Source organism: Bacillus sp. ISL-77, from assembly GCF_018613105.1.
This window is the reverse complement of the sequence record NZ_JAGGQY010000025.1, coordinates 53,002-72,690: the sequence shown is the minus strand read 5'-3', so window position 1 is coordinate 72,690 and position 19,689 is coordinate 53,002. Positions and strand designations below refer to the sequence as shown.

Genomic DNA, 19,689 nt, shown 5'->3' with positions numbered 1-19,689 from the left:
AACGAATACTTCCATTACATTAAAAGAAATTCCAAGTAAAATATTCCTCTATTTCGTATTATTGGGTTGAATATGTCATTTATATAGGAAAATTGTCATAAATCTATTTTACCTGTAATGTTGTTCATCAAATTAAAAAGAAATGTAACAGTAGCGTTCTGTATATCGTGTACTAGCACATGATAAAGTAGTACCATACGAATTTACAGGAGGTAGCCACATGAAAAACAATTACATGAAAAAATTAGTTGTAGCTTGTGTAGCTACATTTGCATTTATAGGTTTACAAAATAATACGGCCGAGGCTATTACCCAATCTCCAGTAGTAAATGGAGATAGCCCTTGGGAACTAGGACAACAATATGGATTAGACACTGATCATATAGAACAAGTTAGTAATCAACCGAACGATTGGGTTGATATAAAAGAAATGTTGCAAAATCCTGATCAACCGAAAGTAGAAGCAATAAAATCATCAAAACCTGAAATGGAAACGCCAGAAAAAAAACAAGAGGAACCAGCAGTGTCAATAACAAATGAAGAGAAAGACTTATTTGCCAGATTAGTAGATGCCGAAGCAAAAGGTGAATCTTATGAAGGAAAAGTTGCTGTTGCGACTGTTGTATTAAATCGAGTTGAATCTCCTCATTTCCCAAATACAGTGACCGCTGTAATTAAACAAGTAGTAGGCAATAGCTATGCCTTTTCTCCGGTTCAAAATGGTGAAATTAAAAAACCAGCATCAGATGAGTCGAAACGAGCAGTCGAAGAAGCACTAACGAGAAATGATCGCTTAAATGATTGTATTTATTTTTATAACCCAGAAATTGCAACGGATGATTGGATTCGTACTCGTGAAGTAGTAAAGACGATTGGTGATCATGTATTTGCAAAATAATGAATCAAGAGCCGTTGATGACGGCTCTTTTTGCTTGAAAAAAACGTTCTTATTCATCTTTACGACGGAAACCATTTAAAGGTTTGCTGCTTTAAAGGTATTTCCTCCCTCTATGGTGCCGTTTTTGAATCCTTTATTAAACCATCTTTTTCTCTGCTCGGAAGTTCCGTGAGTAAAGCTTTCAGGAACCACATAGCCTTGTGCTTTTTTCTGGATATTATCATCACCTACAGCATTTGCTGCATTCTGTGCCTCTTCCAGGTCGCCTTTTTCTAGGTACCCCTTCCCTTGCGCGTAGTGGGCCCAAACACCCGCCAAGTAGTCAGCCTGCAATTCAAATCTGACCGAGTAGTCATTGGTACTTTTTGGGGCTTGTGATGCTTGGTCTCCGCTATGTAAAAGGGTCTGGACGTGGTGTCCTACCTCATGGGCAATGACATACGCCATCGCAAAGTCACCAGGTGCTTGGAATCTTTGTTTCAATTCCTCATAAAAACTTAAGTCAATGTAAAGCTTGTGGTCACCCGGACAATAAAAAGGTCCTACAGCCGAACTAGCCGACCCACAGGCAGACTGAACACTGTCCCGGTACAATACGAGCCTAGGATTTTCGTATTGCAGCCCTTTCTTCTTGAATTCGTCTGACCATACGTCCTCTGTATCAGCAAGGACAACAGAAACAAAGTCGGCTAATTCCTTCTCTTGAGCAGATTCTTGATAAGGAGGAGTTTGTGAATCCAAATCATTAGTCGATGTGTTATTGCCAAGTAAATCTCCTGGGTTCCCTCCGAGCAGTGTAAAGAGGAGAACAATAATAATACTGCCTATACCGCCTCCAATCACTGTTTTGCCACCCATCCCCATTCCTCTTCGGTCTTCAACGTTTGCGCTTTGCCGTCTTCCCTTCCATTTCATTGTTATGCCTCCTCCAAAATATGGATAAAGAATAATTAACCAATTCACTATTACCATAATGTTATACCCACAATACAGATAATTAATATTGTATATCTTCTGGAAATTATCAAATTTAACAATAAATAATAACAAATTTTAATATTGACAATTATCAGATAATAAGAGAGAATGAACGCGTGTACATTATAAGTTTAGAGGTGATATCTTGGCAAACCGGAAAGATGTTGCAAAATTAGCCGGCGTTTCTGAAGCCACCGTTTCACGAGTATTTAATAATATCGGTCCCTTACGTGAAGAAACAAAACAAAAGGTTTTGCAAGCCGCCCAACATCTGAACTACCACCCTAATGCCATTGCCCAAAGCTTTGCACGTGGGAAAAGTAACAACATTGGGGTCATTGTTCCTTATTTTCAAAGAGTAAACTTGATGACTACCCATTATTTTTCGGAACTTTTAAGTGGAATTGGTGCAAAGCTTGGTGAGTTTGGATATGGTTTGCTACTTTTATTTCAATCCCCTGATGAGCCGAAAGATTATGTGAAGCTTTTTCATACTCAGAAGGTAGATGGATGCATCATCCTAGGTTCCAAGGATGTTCCTGGTGAAGTGGAAGCACTTGAAAATTTACACCATTTGCAACTCCCCTATTGTCTTGTGAATCAAACTTTTTCGGGCTATCCCTTTCATTCCATTGACGCAGAACATTTTGATGGTAGTTTACAAGCCGTATCCTCTCTGCTAATGAATGGGAATGAACAAATTATCTTTTTAAATGGACCAAATGAATTTTCAAATAGTATCGAAAGGTTACACGGTTATAAAACTGCCCTTTTGAATGTGAGTATTCCCTACAATCCTCAGTTACTTTTCCAAGGGAATTATAGCCGTAAAAGTGGTTTTCAAGCGGCTGCCGGTATAGCTTCTTTACTGCCAGAGATCCATGCTATTTTTGCCGGGAATGATCGAATGGCTATTGGTCTTATGCAGGGTTTAGGTGAACAAGGCTACCAGGCAGGTCGTGATTATGCTCTCATTGGGTATGATAACTCTGAAATTTCAAGGATGACTTCCCCGCCACTTAGCACCGTTCATGTACCGCTTTTTGATATGGGGCAATTGGCAGCTGAAAAAGTTCTCCAATTGATCACTCAAGGTACCATGTCAGAAATTAATGAACGATTGCCAGTTACCTTTATAGAACGGGCATCTTCACAACTTAAGACAACTTACACCAAACAATCTTAATAAAAATCTATTAATATTTTATTCTTTTTAATTCTTAAATAAGAAAAGGTGATTCGTTATGGAAACCGTAAAAATTGGAATGATTGGCTACAAATTTATGGGCAAAGCCCACAGTCATGCCTATCGAGATCTTCCGCTGTTTTTCCCTAAGATCATTCATCCTGAAATGAAGGTGATTTGTGGTCGTGACCATAACGCTGTCGAGGCTGCAGCTAAGCAATTCGGTTGGGAGGAACATACAACCGACTGGAAAACTCTTTTACAAAGAGAAGATATTGACCTTATCGATATCAATGCACCGAGTGATGTACATAAAGAAATAACAATTGCAGCAGCAAAAGCAGGCAAGCATGTTTTTTGCGAAAAACCGTTAGCGCTTACACTTGAGGATTCTAGAGAAATGCTTGAAGTCGTTGAATCTGCTGGGGTTAAACATATGGTCGGCTTTAACTATCGCTTTGCCCCTGCTGTGATGCTGGCTAAAAAGCTTCTCGACGAAGGTAAGCTAGGAGAAATCTATCATTTCCGCGCCTGGTTTTTACAGGATTGGCTCGTAGATCCGAACTTCCCGCTAGCCTGGAGACTGCAAAAAGAGATTGCTGGTTCAGGGTCTCATGGAGATCTGGGAGCCCATCTTGTCGATTTGGCTCATTATCTAATCGGTGATATTACTGAGGTTATTGGAATGAATGAAACCTTTATTAAAGAAAGACCAATTCCTTCTCAAATGACTGGTTTATCTGCTAAAGGCAGCGATAGTGATGAAAAAGGCGAAGTAACGGTTGATGATGCTACCCTATTTTTAGCCCGTTTTGCTAACGGAGCTTTAGGAAGCTTTGAGGCTACACGATTTGCTACAGGGCATCGTTGTAAGAATTCTTTTGAAATCAACGGCAGTAAAGGAAGCGTCATCTTTGACTTTGAACGCATGAATGAACTTCAGGTTTATTTTGCTGATGATAGAGATGATGTCCAAGGCTTCCGCCGCGTCTTAGCGACTGACCCTTCCCACGCTTTTGCGGAAGCATGGTGGCCGCCAGGACATACGATTGGATATGAACATACGTTTATTCACGAAGTAGTTGAACTTATGGAGTCATTCCGTGAAGATCGCCAGCCCGTTCCAAACTTCCGTGATGGCGTAAAGTGCCAAGAAGTTTTGGAGGCGGTTGATTTATCGATAGAAAAACGTCAATGGATTCGTATATCTGAAGTATAAAAAAATAAAAATTAAAGGAGTGCTCTAATTATGAAAAAAAAGGCATTAATCGTCTGGGGCGGATGGGATGGCCATCAACCAGATCAGATAGCAGAAATCTTTAGAGGGATACTTGAGGAAGAAAACTTTCAAGTTGAGATTTCCAATACACTTGACGCTTATGCAGACACGGAAAAGCTGAAATCCTTAGATCTAATTATTCCCCACTGGACAATGGGTAAGATTGAAAATAAATATGCCTTAAATATTTCCGAAGCGGTTATGGCTGGGGTTGGTTTAGCAGGATGCCACGGTGGAATTTGTGACTCCTTCCGCAACAATGTGGATTGGCAATTCATGACAGGCGGAAACTGGGTAGCACATCCTGGAAATGATGGTGTGGAATATATGGTAAACATCAAGCATTCTACAAGTCCGTTATTAGAGGGCATTTCCGATTTTAAAGTTGTCAGTGAGCAGTATTACCTTCATTTTGATCCAGCCGTTGAAGTGTTAGCGACCACTCGCTTCCCAGTTGTTCACGGTCCTCATGCTGCCAATAAAGCTGTTGATATGCCTGTTGTTTGGACAAAACGCTGGGGTCTTGGAAATGTTTTTTATAGTTCATTAGGACACCAAGCTAATGTCATTACAATGCCAGAAGTAACGCTTATTATGCGCCGCGGATTTTTATGGGCTGCGGAAGGAAAGAAACGGGCCGAAGGTGTGGACTTAGCCGCTCTTTATGGAAATGGCCGTGTTTATACTGGTATGGGAGACAGTTAATAATAATTAGATTTTTACAATGACCAAGAATATTAATCCGGAGGAACCAATAATGAGAAGGCTTAAAATCGGTATCATTGGATGCGGAAATATTAGTTCTATTTATATGGAAAATTGTCAGAAATTCTCACACCTTGAGCTTGTTGCCTGTGCGGATTTAGATTTACAGCGTGCACAGGCTCAGGCTGAGAAATTCGGGATTCCAAAAGCTTGTTCTGTCGTGGAACTGCTTTCAGACCCTGAAATTGAACTAGTCATTAATTTAACGATTCCAAAAGCTCATGCCCTTGTTTGTATTCAAGCACTCGAAGCAGGAAAACATGTTTATACGGAAAAACCGCTTGCTGTTACACGTGAGGAAGGTAAACAAATTCTAGAGACAGCCAAGAAGCATCATCTTTTAGTTGGGAGTGCACCTGACACCTTCTTAGGTGCTGGTATTCAAACAGCAATCCAATTAATTGAACAAGAAGAAATTGGTGTCCCTGTTGGTGCTTCGGCCTTCATGATTTGCCGTGGACATGAGCATTGGCACCCAGACCCTGCCTTTTATTATGAGACCGGCGGCGGACCAATGTTTGATATGGGTCCTTATTATTTAACAGCATTAATAGCACTGTTAGGACCTATTAACCGAATTACTGGATCCGCTCGTATTAGTTATCCAAAACGAACCGTGATTAGTAAACCTAAAGCAGGAACAGAGATTCAAGTCTCTACCCCTACCCATCTTTCCGGTGTGATTGATTTTAATTCAGGTGTCATCGGGACCATTACAACCAGCTTTGACGCCTTTGGCGGAACATCGCTGCCACCTATTGAAATCTATGGAAGTCAAGGTACGATACTCGTTCCAGATCCAAATACATTTGGCGGTCCTGTTCGGGTAAGAAAACGTGACGAAAATGCATTTGTGGAGGTCCCGCTGACTTCTGGGTACGATCAAAACTGCAGAGGACTGGGTGTCGCAGATATGGCCAAGGCGATCCTCGAAGGAGGTAACTATCGAGCCAATGGTGAATTAGCATACCATGTTCTAGAAGCAATGCACGGACTCCATGAGTCATCAGAAAATGGAAAACACTATATCATGGAAAGTACCTGTGACAAACCTGAATCTGTGTCTGAAGAACTACAGTTTTCTAAGTAATATAGATTACATTCTTTCATAGATAAATTAGAGTCTCCCTTTGTTTGGGGAGACTCTTTCCTATTTTCTGTGATAAGGTAATTAAATCCTCTCAATTTCCTTAAGTAAATTAGTTCCATTGTTGCGTGTTTAACTGGTTAATTCTCATCCATTCAATAAGTTCTGCGATGGCAACTTCAAAATCAACAACTGCCGTGCCGCTACTCTTGGGCTTATCTCCATATCCCTCACCCGAGTTAGGATCGATTACCGATATATCGATCGAGAAAATTTACCATTGCCTTATAAGCAGTAATTTTATTTTTTTGTTTGTCAATGGAATGGCCTTCATCTTCAAAGCGAATAAAGTCAACTGCGTGTTGCCGTTCTTTTAGTTTGTTGACCATTTGCTCAGATTCACTTATGTGGACACGCGGATCACCCTTCCCGTGAATTACTAATAATGGGGTGGTTATTCGATCTGAATAATTCAATGGATCAATTCTATCAAAAAATTCTCCGTCTCTTTTTATTGTTCCGTATTCACTCTCCCTGTGCTTCTTACGCCATGGACTTGTTGTTTGAAGGAATGTTCTAAGGCTGGACATTCCCACAATATCAATAGCAGCAGACCAAAGCTGTGGATAGTGACTGATGGCAGCAAGAACCATAAACCCTCCATAGCTCCCGCCCATGATCCCGATTTTTTTAGGATCTACGTTCCCATTCGCCTTTAGCCATTCCACTAAATAAATGAGATCCTTTAAAGCGTCCATTCTTTTTCGGACATCATCCAAATGTGTAAATGTTTTTCCGTAACCTGTACTTCCTCGAATGTTTGGTGTACACACGGCATAACCTTGGTTTAGTAAATACTGCTGAATTGGGTTGTATACCACACGTGCTTGACTCTCAGGCCCGCCATGAATGTATATAACAACAGGATGTTTTTCAGTGGAATCTCTCGGCTTCGCATAAAAGGCAGGAATTTCCAGGTTATCAAAAGAGCGAAAGGATATAAGCTCCGGCTCAACTAATTTATGTTCCAGGACTGGTGAACGTGAAACATAAGTAAGCCTCTCTGCCTGAATGGTGTATAGGTCAAGTTCCCATATATCAGAGGGATATGTCGGTCCCTTAAACACATACGCTAGTTTTTGGCTATCAGGGGAAAATTTCAGATTTGATATGACTCCGATTGGAGTTTTCCACGTATAAATGTAACTTCGATTTATGTCTAAAAGTACCCCCTTGGAAATTCCCCCCTCATTTATCGAATAAGCTAACAAATTTTTATCGCTATTCATTGCCAAATCCTCAAAATCCCACTTTCCCAGCTCTAGCCACTCGAGATGTTTGGTTTTTAAATTTATAAGAGCAAGCCCATAGAATTCTTTGTCTTTATTCGATAATAAATATATATGGTCCGCATCCTTATTAAAATGGGCATCTTTAAAACTTGCTTCCCCTGTATGTTCTGTTAACCAGTTCATAGCCCCTGTTGAAAGGTCGATTATGCCCAAATCATTATCTAGAGGGGAATTTATTTTCTGGACCAAAATGGATTTACCGTCAGGAGACCATTTAACCGCTGAAAATATTCCATCACCAGAATTCAAAAGACGAATATCCAATGATTCCAGATTTTGAATATAGATATCAAAAAAGGCTGGATTACGGCGATTACTCGACCAAGCAATCCATTTTCCATCTGGCGAGCTTCCGCCATAACGGTGTATATGGTCTGGTGAGTTTGTCAACTCAATTAGTTTTCCTTCTTGCTTAAGTAAGTACAATTGCTGATTTTCATTTCCGCCAACATCCATACCAATAATCAAATTAGATTTGCCATTTAGATAGTTAATAAAGGTGATTCTTTCTTTTGTAAAGGAAGTTTGGACTGGCCATCCTTCACACCCTTCCCCTAGATTAAGTTCCCAAACCTGTGGCAAACCAGTATAATCTGCGATAAAGCTTAACTTGTGGCCAATTGGATCGTATACTGGATTTTTGGCAAAACGAACATGCAAATACGGTTCTATACCAATGGCAGCCATAAACATCCCCCCATCCAATTAAGGCATTTTTTGAATCAATCAGGAGAATACGAAAAAGTGTCATTAAGAAGGATTCATGAACATCTTTTATCAGAATCATAAAGATAAGACAGAGCTTTATCCTTCTTGATAGAAATGTTCAAATCCACTCGAAGCAATTGGGAAAGCCTTCACCCATTCATTGGAAGTGAAGGCATCTTAATATTAATCCTCATGAATACTTGCCTATTTCGCTTCTGGACTAAACTCGTTTTTTGAAACCATAGGATTAACTGGAACATCATGAAGTTCTTCCTGCAATAACCTTAGAACTAAAGTAAACCTATTAATCCTAACAATGCAAACTTCCCTTCAACCAAGGACGCTGTCGATAGGGACCAATTGGAATTTGGATTAGACTGGTTTTTCCTAGTGGTTCCATCTTGTAAATCTCATCACTCAAGTTTGCATCAAAACCGAGGAGTGGATGCCCCCCCATTCCGAGGGCTGACGCCGCTAACAGTAATCGTTGTACTAGCATGCCTGCTTCCATTTGTTGGATCCGGTATCCTCTGTAACCCAGTGCCGTTCTGAATGATTCCCTGTCCCCTGCCACATGTAAGCAGAGAGGTATTTGGAGCAAATTCACATTATCTAGAGACATTCCGGATTGCAATTGGAGTCGATAATCACCGAGATCCACCAATCGTAACGCATGAGCAGCACTGTCATAATGATAGGCACCATTTGGAATACCTTCAACATTATATAAACAGCCATACAGTGAAACACGAGGCACGTTCTTCCGAAGTGGTCCATCCAAATCATTCCGATACGAGAAGGATGCGGTCGCCTCCTGCATTAGTGTTGCCAGTTGAGGTTGACTTACCTTTCCCAAAACAAAATCCATATCTGGCGAGAATCGCTTACGACAGACCGACGCTAGATCATATGACAACCGGTTCACGTGAGGCAGCTCTTCCGCATGACCGTTACCATTCAAACTCTCTTTCGCCTCGATCAGCCGAAACGCTTGCGTTGAATCAAGCATGGACGCTTCATTCAACATTGTTAACATTGGATACTCTTTAACCCTCCGTGACCGGATGTAATGATGGGGCTGAATCGCTGTTAACTCTCGGCACAATTCGGCGGCAGAGACAAAACCTTCTTTTTCACTCCCGTTAGTAGACCAAATGGTAGGTTCTACTGAAAGCGGGATAACCGCATAAACACTCTCGTCCTGTTCGGAAAGCCCAACAAGATGGTTCATGGCCCGATCTAGAAACTGAAAATAAACCCCTGATGCAAAGCCAAAACGTTTTGCTACTTCCAGTAACTGCCCAATTACCACTCCGGCATCCAACCCTTGCAGACGGTAAGAAAAGTTATTGTATTTAAAGAAATTTTTCCAAAACATGGTTGACACAAACACAGTTCCAAAGCAGGCAGATATATCACAGCGGTTACCAAGAGCACGGGCGATATATGAATCGAAATTTCCTTCTCGCAACAATACCAAGCGGTGATGGGCCACATCATAATGGTACATCCCAACAGGCGAATCCTCTACCTTAAGATAAACGTATAATTCGTTTGGATACAATGCCCCGCCGGAAGGAGCGAATCGCCGATATGACTGTATTAGATTCGCCGTTTTATCTTTGGAATCCAAGGGAAAGACTGACTGGCTAACTTGAGTAAGGCCGTATACATACCAGAGGAAATGACCGACTTTACGAAGATCAGGCTTTGCGGGCTGTTCTTGTCCTTCAAGTGTCAGCGGTACTTCTAGAGAAAATGGTACCACAGGTAAGCCACTGTAGAGCTTATAAGAAAGTGGCGCATCTTCCCAATCCACTTCCCAGTTAGGCACACTTGCCTTATCAATGTCAAAATGCAGATTGTGCAAAAACTCCTCTAGACTCATCCTCCTTGCCTCCTAGGTCGCCTCTTATGGAAACGGATGCGGATGTGGGTTTAATTGTTCAAGTGTCAGCGGTTGTTTTGAATAACCGAGTTCCATCGGTACCCTGAGCACACGCTCCAGCCCAGTTACACGGGTAAGATGTTGTCCGAATGTCATCGGCAGCATCCCCGGAATCAGCACTTTCACGCAATACAATCCGTTTCGTTTCAATTCTGGTGCCGTCTGGTCCACCACAATCACATCAAGATTTAATGGGCGAAAAACTTGAATTATGTCCAGGAGATCATCTGTAAGGTCCGTATGCCTCGATTTCCACTTGAATTCCTCGGCAAATGTTCGCAACGGACGATTATCTTCAAGTAAAAAATCCAGGCGATCTTCCGCTTGCGGCAAACCGTACAGCATACCATGATCATCCATCTGTTGGACCAGTGATGAATCTTGCAGCATTCGGCTATACTCTTCCTGGTTAGACTCCAATTTCTCATCAAGAGACAGCATCATGCCAGCCAACTCATGAACCGCACTTTTTACCGCCCTTACAGGGTCGAGATGTGCACCAGCGGCACAGATGAGATTCACTCCCTTTTGCTTCCTGTTTTTTGCAATCGCACAAATACTTGGAATTCCGTGCTCCATCGTAGAGTTATACAAATAAAGATCATATCCCGCGACCGACCGCATACGTTCGATCATTAACTGCAATTCTTGGTCATCAGCTGAGGAAGGGTCAAGACGCGGCAGGTTCAGCTGCGCGTACCAAGTCATTAGAAATGAATCACGCTCCACCACTTCCATAATTCCGTAAAAAATAGACTCCTCCAAACTTCCGCCTAATGCACATCCGTTGGAAGTTTCATAGACAAATCCACGCTGGCCGCAGCCCAAGCTGTAATAGGCAAGCAACTCTGGCACAAGAATTGGACGCTCTTCCAAAAACGAATAACCCCATACCCAATTCATTGGTCGTTCAGGATTAAACGGTTGAAAAGGAAAACCATGCTGCTCATACTGTTCCTTTGCATGCACACCTACTTTCATAGGATTGAGTGCATTATTTTTCAAATTGCGGAAACTATCAAAGACGACTGTACGTTTCCCGCGTGGCTCCAGACCGCAGTACCGCTCGAGTCCTTCTAAAATGGCAGTCAACTCACTTACCTCATATGAATTTGTCCTGCCTGCTGTTCCCTCATCCCCTTCGAACAAAGGCAGATTCACACTGACATCGGCAAATGGCGGCACGAGGTCAACCATTTTACCATTCAAAAGGCCCGTTCGATGATCTAAGTAGTCTTTAACTAAAACTTTATTCAGATCATCCAACGAACGGCAGCGGTAACTGTCCAGGCTGATCTTCGGACTTGGCTGCAATGAGATTTGAGCAGCGTCCTCCGAATCGTCTGGTAAATGGCTACAAACCGGACACAGCGGGTCAGGGAGAAAGGAATGCCATGAACTATTTAATGTTTTCAAATTAATTAAACATACCTGTTCTTCCGAAAGTGCTTGTTCACCCTCCAAAATTCGCTGTACCTCTGCCCTGATCTGGTATGACAGCTGCAAGAGTCCTGTGAAGGATGCCCAGCCTTCAGGCTGCATACCTCTGTATTCCTTCAGCCTCTGCTTCATCTCCCACATCTCTTTACGGTCGCGTCCAGCCATGAGACGTCTCATATCCGCACACTGAGAACACCCGGGCGTACCTGGTCGAATTAGTGGCCCCACTACACCCTCTCCAAATGAAACGAAGCCTCGCAGCCAGGGTGTGCCTGTTAGCCGAAATATCTCTTCTGCCTTTTGATGAACAGAAGGATTCCAGGCATCCTGAAGCACCAGAGCCAAATCAGTTTTTTTCGGTACAACCGCCTCGAATTCGGTCTGGCGAACTACATGGTAATGAGCGAACAGTTCTTCGCATACACTGTCCGCCACCACCCCTTCTCCAACAACCAACACGACAGCGCTCACCTAGATTCCTCCTCTCGAAGCAACACACCAAACACCCCTGCCAATCCTTCTTTCAAAAATGGTTCTATTTCTTGTTCGAACACCGAAAGCCGCTTATGATTTCGTGCCAAGACTTCCATAGCGGACTGCAAGTTCTCGGATTTTATCCTCTCTTCACAAGCAGGGATTACTAGGCTTAGCGGCACCATTTCTTCCAGAAGCAAGGATGAAACATCAAACGCTTGCTCGGTGAGACAAGTATTTGGGTTTTGAACTTTGATTAGTGCTTGTTGTAACGCCTTCCGTAACGCCAATGTTATATTCAAATCTACACTACGATACCATCCCTGACTCGTACCGAGCCATACCACAGGGAAACCGGACACTTCCTCACCTAAACCGATAACTGGTGCCCCCTGCATTGTAGTCAGCGCCTGCAAATAAAACCGGCAACGTTCATCTTCTACAGCACTCAACTGCACCCGAGAGACAGATATCTTCTGATTACGCTGTTGAATGTTCAGTTCTTCGGCCAAACACTTTTGCAACCCGCGGCAAACTCCTTCCGCAAACGTTTCCCCAGTCCCAACCCCAACAAATTCCTGCAATTCTAGCATTCTACCCTCTACTTCCTGATGTGGAAGTAGCCTCGTAGCGAGCAAATCGACCATTCGTGACGCATAGGCTTCAATCCCTGCAAGACCGGCTTCCCTTCGAGCCTCCTCATGTGTCAGTCCTGAACAGACAATGTCTCCTAACAGCTTAGCCGGTCCGTCAGATAAAGGGTCGACAGCCTGAACACGACACTGAGCTAACGGAAGTTGCTTTAAATTTCCCTCCTCCCAAATATGGAAAATCCCTGACTCTTTTGATGTCAATTGGTGGAAAAAAAGTAGCAATTCACTCGGCTCACCACTGCTTAATCCCTGTTCAATCCGCCTATCGAAATCTTCTACCCATTCAGTCGATATTCGTCCGGTCACCAGTGGATGGGGAATAAACGAGTGCCAGTGTCCTTCCAACGTATCAAGATCAAGCAAATAGAATTGATTCTTTTGTTCCAGTTCTGTTACTCCTGTAACCTCCTTAAACAATTCAAATACGATTACATTGGCCAACATTGCGCCGGCAGTGGAAGAGAAAGCAGTAATTTGCTGGTCTTTGAATAGCACAGATTGGTGCAAGCGGCGCCAAGCAGACTCCCAGCTCGCCTCAGATTCTGGATTCACTAACGGACCAGCTATTCCCACCTGCTGTAAGCAAATAGCAGGGAGGAATGCCTTTTTCTCTTCCCCACATACCGTATGAAGAAGCCGCAACTCCTCTAAATTTCCTTCCTGTGACACATACAAAATTGAATCAAACGGTTGCACACTCTCCCGCCAAAAATTTACCCCATCGTCCTTCAGGTTGACCTCCTCTACCTCCACCTCAGGGTCTGTCTTACGGGCATGTGCCACGAGTTCCGTTAACCGCCGTCTATTAGTCGGTACCGTGTCAGTGATTAGTAATTTGAACTTGGGCAATCCGGATTCAATTAACGAAGAAACCAACGAAACAAAAAAAGGACCTGAGCCAACTGCCAACACTTTGGCCTGACGATAGGTTTGAAAACGGTATGCTCCCGAATCGACAAAACTGTCGACAAATTCAATTTGAAAAGCATGTCTTTTAAGAACCTGATCCTCCAATTGATGCGGATGGTCTTGACTTACATCACGGACAAACCCATTTCGATACAGCACTTCTGCAATTTCATACACTCGATCTCGGTATGGGCCCGGCAATCCCTCTGTTAAATTCCCCAAAGTATACTCCCCATTGAACATCGGTATCAGCTTTTCAACCCACTGATCGATCGTACTGCCTTCCATACGGAACGAGCTAATGTTGTTCCGAAAATACACACCGTTGATTGAATCGGGGAGAAAAAACGTGTCCCTTTTCACTTTCAGACGCATAGAAGGGTTCAAACTTGTCATTTCGCTCCTCCTTAGCCGTAGCTTTACTCCATTCTGTAACAACACTTCACTATAATTCTATGTACCGCAATTTGTCCCTTATGTCTAAGCTAAAAGAGAAGAGGCTCTGCAAAAACTCACGCAGTGACGGCCTCTTCTCCTTAACCAACCAGTTTTACATTAGAAAAATTGAACTATTAACCTCCGCAGCGATGACCTCCACCGCAATTATGGCCGCCGCAGCGATGGCCCCCGCCACAATTAGAGCAATGCGAACAATTAAAGCAACGGAAACAACTAAAGCAATTAAAGCAGTTAAAACAGCTAAAGCAGCTAAAACAACTAAAACAACGGCCAAAACCACCTAAACCACCAAAACCGCCCATAACACCGAATTGTCGAGACTGATCCATATAGTATTGGTTTGGGTCTATAGGAACTGCCTGGCTCGCTTGGAAATCGCCAACATTCAACATTTGTAGTTCATTTTGGAAAGGATTCATTTTCATACCTCCGTCTATTTTAAATCAACCTTTTGTGCCATTACATGAAAAGGGGAACAGAACAAATCAGAAAAATAGTGTGTTACAGGTGAATTCACCGATGCTTCAAGTACTCTCTCCATCAAAATATGAAAAATGGGTGGGTATTGCCACTGATTCAAAAGCCTATTTTTATGGGACATCCATTCAAATTATTAGATTTAAACTAAAGTACTAGGGAACTCAATAGGCAGCGCAGAAGGACTACCACACAAAATGGCCCATATTGAGTCAATGGTGCATTTTTAGTGACGTAGTTTCATACATAAGAAAAGTGCATTATTTACAGATGCTATAACATCGTAGCCAAGGAGGAAAATCATGATACAACAAACAGTAACAATCAACAGGAATGCAGGTTTATATGCTCAGCCGGTCAATCAATTAGTTCAAAATGCTTCTCGATTTAATGCTGATATCTTTCTTACTTATAAAGGACGGAAGGTTAATGTAAAATCGGTACTCGGTGTTTTATCGTTAGCGATCCCTAAACAGGCAGAAATTATATTAGAAGTTTCCGGGGACGATGAAATAGAAGCACTAAAAGAGGTAATTCATACGTTGGAAATGGTTGAGTAGGAATATTTCAACAGGAAGACAGGAAGAGGCTGGTTCTCCTTTGTTCCAGCCTCTTCTACATAAGTACCAGACACCTAACATACTATCTTAACGTTAAGGACTTGCTTATATAACCTCGATCCCGGTGATACAAAATAAGTGCGATCACTAAAATCCCAGAAGCAATCCAAATAGAGGTGTTCCCTATGTAGGTGGTGGAAAATGTCCCGGTCAACGCGCCAAATAAAAAAGAAAGAATGATCACAAAAAATTCCTTGAATTGTTTTTTGGCTTCATCATTATCTTCTTTTAATGCCAAATAGGCTGCTTGGGTTGCCGTCCGAAGATTTCCTGTTGTCATGGTTGAATTGTAAGCCCACTTGTCGATTTTATTAAAAGTAGAAATTTGTAAAGAGGATACAAATGCGATACATACAGTTACTACGATGTTCGGCACACTTCGTGGTAATAGACCTACAATAATTAATACAAGGCATTCTAAGATAAGAATTGACCTTCTATAGCTGTGTAGAACTTGTCTTACACGAGGAATTTTAGCCATTTCTGATACCAAAACACCTAAGATAAATGCTAAAATGGGCGGGATATAAAGCAGCGAGCCATGCCAATCCCTGTTCGCTGCTTTTACAGCGAGCAGGACCATATTTCCTGTTTGGGCATTGGCAAATACGCCGTCTCTGCTGATAAAAGTATAGGCATCTAAAAAACCTCCAACGACCGCTAACAAAATACCCAAATAAAATGAGTTGGACGATAATGAGGGGATTTTATCTTTCACTATGCGATCTCCTTGTTTCAATTTACTAACCTCAATAGTATTTCCTAGATGGTATAAGAAAACAATATAATGTTAAAGGCAATATTAAATCCTGATTTTCTTAAATATCATGAATTATAATGAAAAGTTCCCTCATTTTTGACAATAAAAGTGAAATTTTTATTATTTTCCTAAAAAATTCAGGCATTTTTGCAGCTTTAGATTTTATGAGCGGATTTTTGCATCTTATGAGCGAGTTTTTATAGTTAATGGGCGAATTTTTGCATTTTATGAGCGAATTTTCGCATTCAATGGGCGAATCGCGAAATCTATCAAAGTTCTGCGATAGCATCTTCAAATTCATGATAAAAAAAGAAAAACGCCATAAGGCGCTTAATAATTGCACTTTGGACAAGGTTGAAAGCGGTGTTTCCCATGTCCGCATTGTCTGCACTTGTCTGAGTATTGTTTACTATTTTTAAACTTCCATTGTTCATACGTGATCCCATAAGAACCTTCATCGTTTAAGTATTTGATATAATCATTCCCATAAGGATAAATCAACAACATCACCTCCAGCGTTCACTATAAATGTATGCGCTTACATCAACTAAAAACACTGAAATAAATAAAAAAATAGTGTCAGGCACCAACTATTTTCTGAAAGGGCCAAACACTTTCGCTGGCTTAAGATGACGGACCTAAAAAATTAGGACCAACCGTGTTAGGTTGATCCTAGTCCCATACTACTGATAATAATTCTTCACCATTTCTCCCATGACCCAGTTCGTTCGGGCTCCTGTCACTCCACTGCTAGGACACTGACCGCTACCACTTGTTATGTCAGCTACAATCGTTTCGACAAGTGGTTGATGGACGTGCTCTGGTCGCTCGAAACTCCATTGCTCCGTTCCGCTCGCTGTCGTTAAAACGATGGGCTCGTTTCTGAAAGTGGAAAAGGTGATTTTCCCAAGGCTCCCCACGATTTCATTCACATCGACATCTTCAAAAGCAGTAAAACACCAATTTCCGACACCATGGACGCCAGATTCAAACTGATATGTACCTGTTACGATATCTTCGGCACGATAATAGCCTGCTTGATTGGAAGCAAATCCTTGCACAGACGTAATCGGTCCAAGTAAAAAATCTAATAGATCAAGCGTATGGCTGGCTAAATCAAAAAATAGTCCCCCGCCTGCCAATTCCGGTTGAACTCGCCATGGAAGATGTTGTGAGTCTAACACATCTTCCGTAGCTTTTTGATATTGTGTTGATGTTACAAACCGTACCTCACCAACTGCCCCATTCTCCAACAGCTCTTTTATTTTTAAAAATCGCTGTTGTGCCCTCCGGTAGTAAGCCACATATAATGGGACTCCTGCCTCTTCACAAGCAGCAATCATTTCCTGGCATTCATCGAAATTGCGGGCCATTGGCTTTTCTACATAAACAGGTTTCCCTGCCTTTGCTGCCTTGATTGTATATTCCTTATGCGAACCAGGCGGTGTTGCAATATAGATAGCATCTACCTCAGAATCGTTTATGAGTTCATCTGCATTATCATACCATTTTGGTACATTGTGCCGGTTTGCATAATCTTTGGCAAGTTCCCCCGTTCTTCTCATAACGGCAACCAACTCAGAATTATTAATTTTTTGGAAGGCTGGTCCGCTTTTCACTTCTGTTACATCACCGCATCCAATGATCCCCCAACGAACTTTATCAAACTTCATCGCACTTAATCTCCTTATTTGCCACAGCACTTTTTATATTTTTTGCCGCTTCCACACGGGCAAGGATCATTTCGCCCTACTTTATTTTCCGTTAAAATTGGACCGTTTTGGGAAATTTCACCCTGCTTGCTTTTATTTCTAAATTCTATTTCTCTTCCAAGTGCTGCTAGCTTCCAATCCATTAGTTCCGGATGTGGCTCGCCTAAAATGGAATAATAACTATAAACAGTCTGTTCAATATCTACGAGGCTTGAGAAGTATTCCTTTTTCATATGATTGCTAATTTCAAGAAGCGCATCTTTAGAAAGATGATGACAGAGCGCTTCGATCAGGATATCCTGGTCTTCAAGTTCAGCTGAATTATGATAAGCCTCTCTTAAAACCTGAACAGCCTGATCTGATTTAATATTTTCGATAACGGAACTAGCAAAAATAATCGAATCCGATTGGTTTAAATAAGGACTAACCGCTTCGACCACCTCATCGGATTGAAAACGAATTAACGCCGATGCAACTTCTTCTAACAAGATATCTTCATCACGGTTTAACAAACTGGCTAGAAATGGGATATGCTTCTCAAGTTTCAGTAATCCAATCATATACACCGTCAAGATTCCATTAAATGAAAACCATTGTTCCTTTAATTCCTCTTGAAGAATCACTTCTACTTCATCTTTAGTGATCCAGCCATTTTGAACGATGCATGCAGCCAGTTTTTTAGCTTGTATGTAAAGTGGATGTTGATAAGAATCGGCTTGGTCAAGAGTATTTATTGTTTTTGCATATTTATTCCAAACTTCTTCTTCCGTACCGTTTACGATTAGCTCATATAATGACCAACGATCCTCACCAATGTATCTTTGCAGTTGCTCTCTATATTTTAGAGCGAGCTTTGGATCAATACGCTCTAACAAATTCACCGCTAAGTGGATCTTGGTCTTGTCCATCTTAGGAATATTTTCTAGTAAAACTTTGACAGCGTCTTCATTGATTTTCATGTTTTCTATGTAGATTAAAATAGAGGATTGCTTGTCCTGGTTTTTAAAGGCTTCCTTCAATAATTCGATTGTCCATTCTTCTGGGACGTTTGGATAATCGTGTAATCCATGAAGCACCGTTTCTTGAATTAATATATCATTGCTAATCAAGTGCGGTTTAATTTTTTCTAAAAATGTCAAAAATGTAATCCCCTCCACAATACAATTGCTCAATCTCAATTTAATTATATTCTTTTTTGTCACCAGCACCAAACAAGATTGCTTCTAATTAAACAAAAATTATGCCATGAAAATATTTCATACAAAGTGAATCTTACATCAGCTCGAATATCATCTTTTCATACCTTTTATTCTAATGATTTTAAAGAATAAAGAACCCTCATGAGTACATTATAAAAAAGGCATGACCATATACAACTTACAAGGGGGATTTTTATGAGCGACTTTTTAGGATTATTCGGTGATGATAAATCACAAACCACTGAAAGTGAAAATAGCCAAACCAATATGAGTAATCAAGGGAACGATCCCAGTACAAGTACCCAGGGTACTCAAACCGACGGCTCTCTCCAGCTTCATAAAGAAGAGTTAGACATTATAAAGAATAATGTCGATGCTGGACAAGTAGTTATTTCTAAAGATGTCGTTGAGGAACAAAGAACTGTCGACGTTCCTGTGATGCACGAGGAAGTTGTCATAAAAAGAACACCCTTGAATAACGAACGTAGCGATAGATCCTCTATATCTCAAGAAACCATTACTATTCCTGTTACCCAGGAGCAAGTTGAGGTAAACAAGTATACGGTTGCGACCGAGGAGATTTCTGCTTCGAAACGTCAAATTGAGGATACTCAGAAAGTCCAAGAGACACTCAGACACGAAGAGGCTCATGTTGATACAACCGGAAGTGTCGATATCGTTTCCGACGGGTCAAGCTTTAACGATATAAATAATAGCTAAAAACAAAAACACCTTTTCATTGCTGGGCAATGGAAGGGTGTTTTCACTACTTTCCAATGGAGGGA

Annotated in this window: 17 protein-coding genes; 7 read left to right on the top strand and 10 right to left on the bottom strand. The window is 41.5% G+C overall.

Going from position 1 to position 19,689, the window contains the following annotated elements; translation table 11 throughout:
- Positions 1 to 220: 220 nt before the first annotated feature.
- Entirely contained in the window at positions 221 to 898 is a 678-nt protein-coding gene (locus J7E77_RS09790; RefSeq protein ID WP_214713809.1) for a cell wall hydrolase, read from the top strand.
- 75 nt (positions 899 to 973) lie between these two features.
- On the opposite strand, the gene ypfJ is transcribed toward J7E77_RS09790, so the two are convergent.
- Positions 974 to 1,813, bottom strand: coding sequence for a KPN_02809 family neutral zinc metallopeptidase (gene ypfJ / locus J7E77_RS09785; RefSeq protein ID WP_214713807.1), 840 nt, complete (start codon positions 1,811 to 1,813; stop codon positions 974 to 976).
- Between the two features lie 208 nt (positions 1,814 to 2,021).
- Here ypfJ and J7E77_RS09780 point away from each other — a divergent pair, with 208 nt between their 5' ends.
- The 4 genes from J7E77_RS09780 to J7E77_RS09765 are packed head-to-tail and all read left to right on the top strand — an operon-like array spanning position 2,022 to position 6,196.
- Positions 2,022 to 3,062 carry a LacI family DNA-binding transcriptional regulator gene (locus J7E77_RS09780; RefSeq protein ID WP_214713805.1) on the top strand — a complete coding sequence of 347 codons (1,041 nt, stop codon included), beginning with the start codon at positions 2,022 to 2,024 and terminating at the stop codon, positions 3,060 to 3,062.
- Between the two features lie 58 nt (positions 3,063 to 3,120).
- Entirely contained in the window at positions 3,121 to 4,281 is a 1,161-nt protein-coding gene (locus J7E77_RS09775; protein WP_214713804.1) for a Gfo/Idh/MocA family protein, read from the top strand.
- A 30-nt stretch (positions 4,282 to 4,311) separates the two neighbouring features.
- The gene (locus tag J7E77_RS09770; protein WP_214713802.1) at positions 4,312 to 5,046 is read left to right on the top strand and encodes a ThuA domain-containing protein; all 735 of its coding nucleotides are present in this window, start codon (positions 4,312 to 4,314) and stop codon (positions 5,044 to 5,046) included.
- A gap of 52 nt (positions 5,047 to 5,098) precedes the next feature.
- Entirely contained in the window at positions 5,099 to 6,196 is a 1,098-nt protein-coding gene (locus J7E77_RS09765) for a Gfo/Idh/MocA family protein (RefSeq protein ID WP_214713800.1), read from the top strand.
- A 236-nt stretch (positions 6,197 to 6,432) separates the two neighbouring features.
- On the opposite strand, the gene J7E77_RS09760 is transcribed toward J7E77_RS09765, so the two are convergent.
- The 5 genes from J7E77_RS09760 to J7E77_RS09740 form a co-directional block, all read right to left on the bottom strand.
- Positions 6,433 to 8,232: a S9 family peptidase gene (locus tag J7E77_RS09760; protein WP_214713798.1), complete on the bottom strand. Its 1,800-nt coding sequence runs from the start codon at positions 8,230 to 8,232 to the stop codon at positions 6,433 to 6,435.
- 331 nt (positions 8,233 to 8,563) lie between these two features.
- Complete coding sequence (locus J7E77_RS09755) at positions 8,564 to 10,141, bottom strand: SagB family peptide dehydrogenase (protein ID WP_214713796.1); 1,578 nt, start codon at positions 10,139 to 10,141, stop codon at positions 8,564 to 8,566.
- Positions 10,142 to 10,165: 24 nt separating this feature from the next.
- The gene (locus J7E77_RS09750; protein WP_214713794.1) at positions 10,166 to 12,112 is read right to left on the bottom strand and encodes a TOMM precursor leader peptide-binding protein; all 1,947 of its coding nucleotides are present in this window, start codon (positions 12,110 to 12,112) and stop codon (positions 10,166 to 10,168) included.
- Complete coding sequence (locus J7E77_RS09745) at positions 12,109 to 14,073, bottom strand: putative thiazole-containing bacteriocin maturation protein (protein ID WP_214713792.1); 1,965 nt, start codon at positions 14,071 to 14,073, stop codon at positions 12,109 to 12,111. The genes J7E77_RS09750 and J7E77_RS09745 overlap by 4 nt, the downstream gene beginning before the upstream one ends.
- 176 nt (positions 14,074 to 14,249) lie before the next feature.
- Complete coding sequence (locus J7E77_RS09740) at positions 14,250 to 14,528, bottom strand: heterocycloanthracin/sonorensin family bacteriocin (protein ID WP_308160503.1); 279 nt, start codon at positions 14,526 to 14,528, stop codon at positions 14,250 to 14,252.
- Positions 14,529 to 14,915: 387 nt separating this feature from the next.
- Between J7E77_RS09740 and J7E77_RS09735 the strand changes: the two genes are divergently transcribed.
- Entirely contained in the window at positions 14,916 to 15,173 is a 258-nt protein-coding gene (locus tag J7E77_RS09735; RefSeq protein WP_214713788.1) for an HPr family phosphocarrier protein, read from the top strand.
- An 82-nt stretch (positions 15,174 to 15,255) separates the two neighbouring features.
- On the opposite strand, the gene J7E77_RS09730 is transcribed toward J7E77_RS09735, so the two are convergent.
- The 4 genes from J7E77_RS09730 to J7E77_RS31155 form a co-directional block, all read right to left on the bottom strand.
- Complete coding sequence (locus J7E77_RS09730; protein WP_214713786.1) at positions 15,256 to 15,951, bottom strand: YoaK family protein; 696 nt, start codon at positions 15,949 to 15,951, stop codon at positions 15,256 to 15,258.
- 311 nt (positions 15,952 to 16,262) lie between these two features.
- A complete protein-coding gene (locus J7E77_RS09725; RefSeq protein WP_214713784.1) occupies positions 16,263 to 16,439 on the bottom strand; it encodes a hypothetical protein in 177 nt (58 codons plus the stop codon).
- Between the two features lie 237 nt (positions 16,440 to 16,676).
- The gene (locus tag J7E77_RS09720; RefSeq protein WP_214713782.1) at positions 16,677 to 17,666 is read right to left on the bottom strand and encodes a Gfo/Idh/MocA family protein; all 990 of its coding nucleotides are present in this window, start codon (positions 17,664 to 17,666) and stop codon (positions 16,677 to 16,679) included.
- A 14-nt stretch (positions 17,667 to 17,680) separates the two neighbouring features.
- Positions 17,681 to 18,844 carry an SEC-C metal-binding domain-containing protein gene (locus tag J7E77_RS31155; protein ID WP_285290523.1) on the bottom strand — a complete coding sequence of 388 codons (1,164 nt, stop codon included), beginning with the start codon at positions 18,842 to 18,844 and terminating at the stop codon, positions 17,681 to 17,683.
- A 255-nt stretch (positions 18,845 to 19,099) separates the two neighbouring features.
- Here J7E77_RS31155 and J7E77_RS09710 point away from each other — a divergent pair, with 255 nt between their 5' ends.
- A complete protein-coding gene (locus J7E77_RS09710) occupies positions 19,100 to 19,624 on the top strand; it encodes a YsnF/AvaK domain-containing protein (protein ID WP_214713780.1) in 525 nt (174 codons plus the stop codon).
- Positions 19,625 to 19,689: the final 65 nt, after the last annotated feature.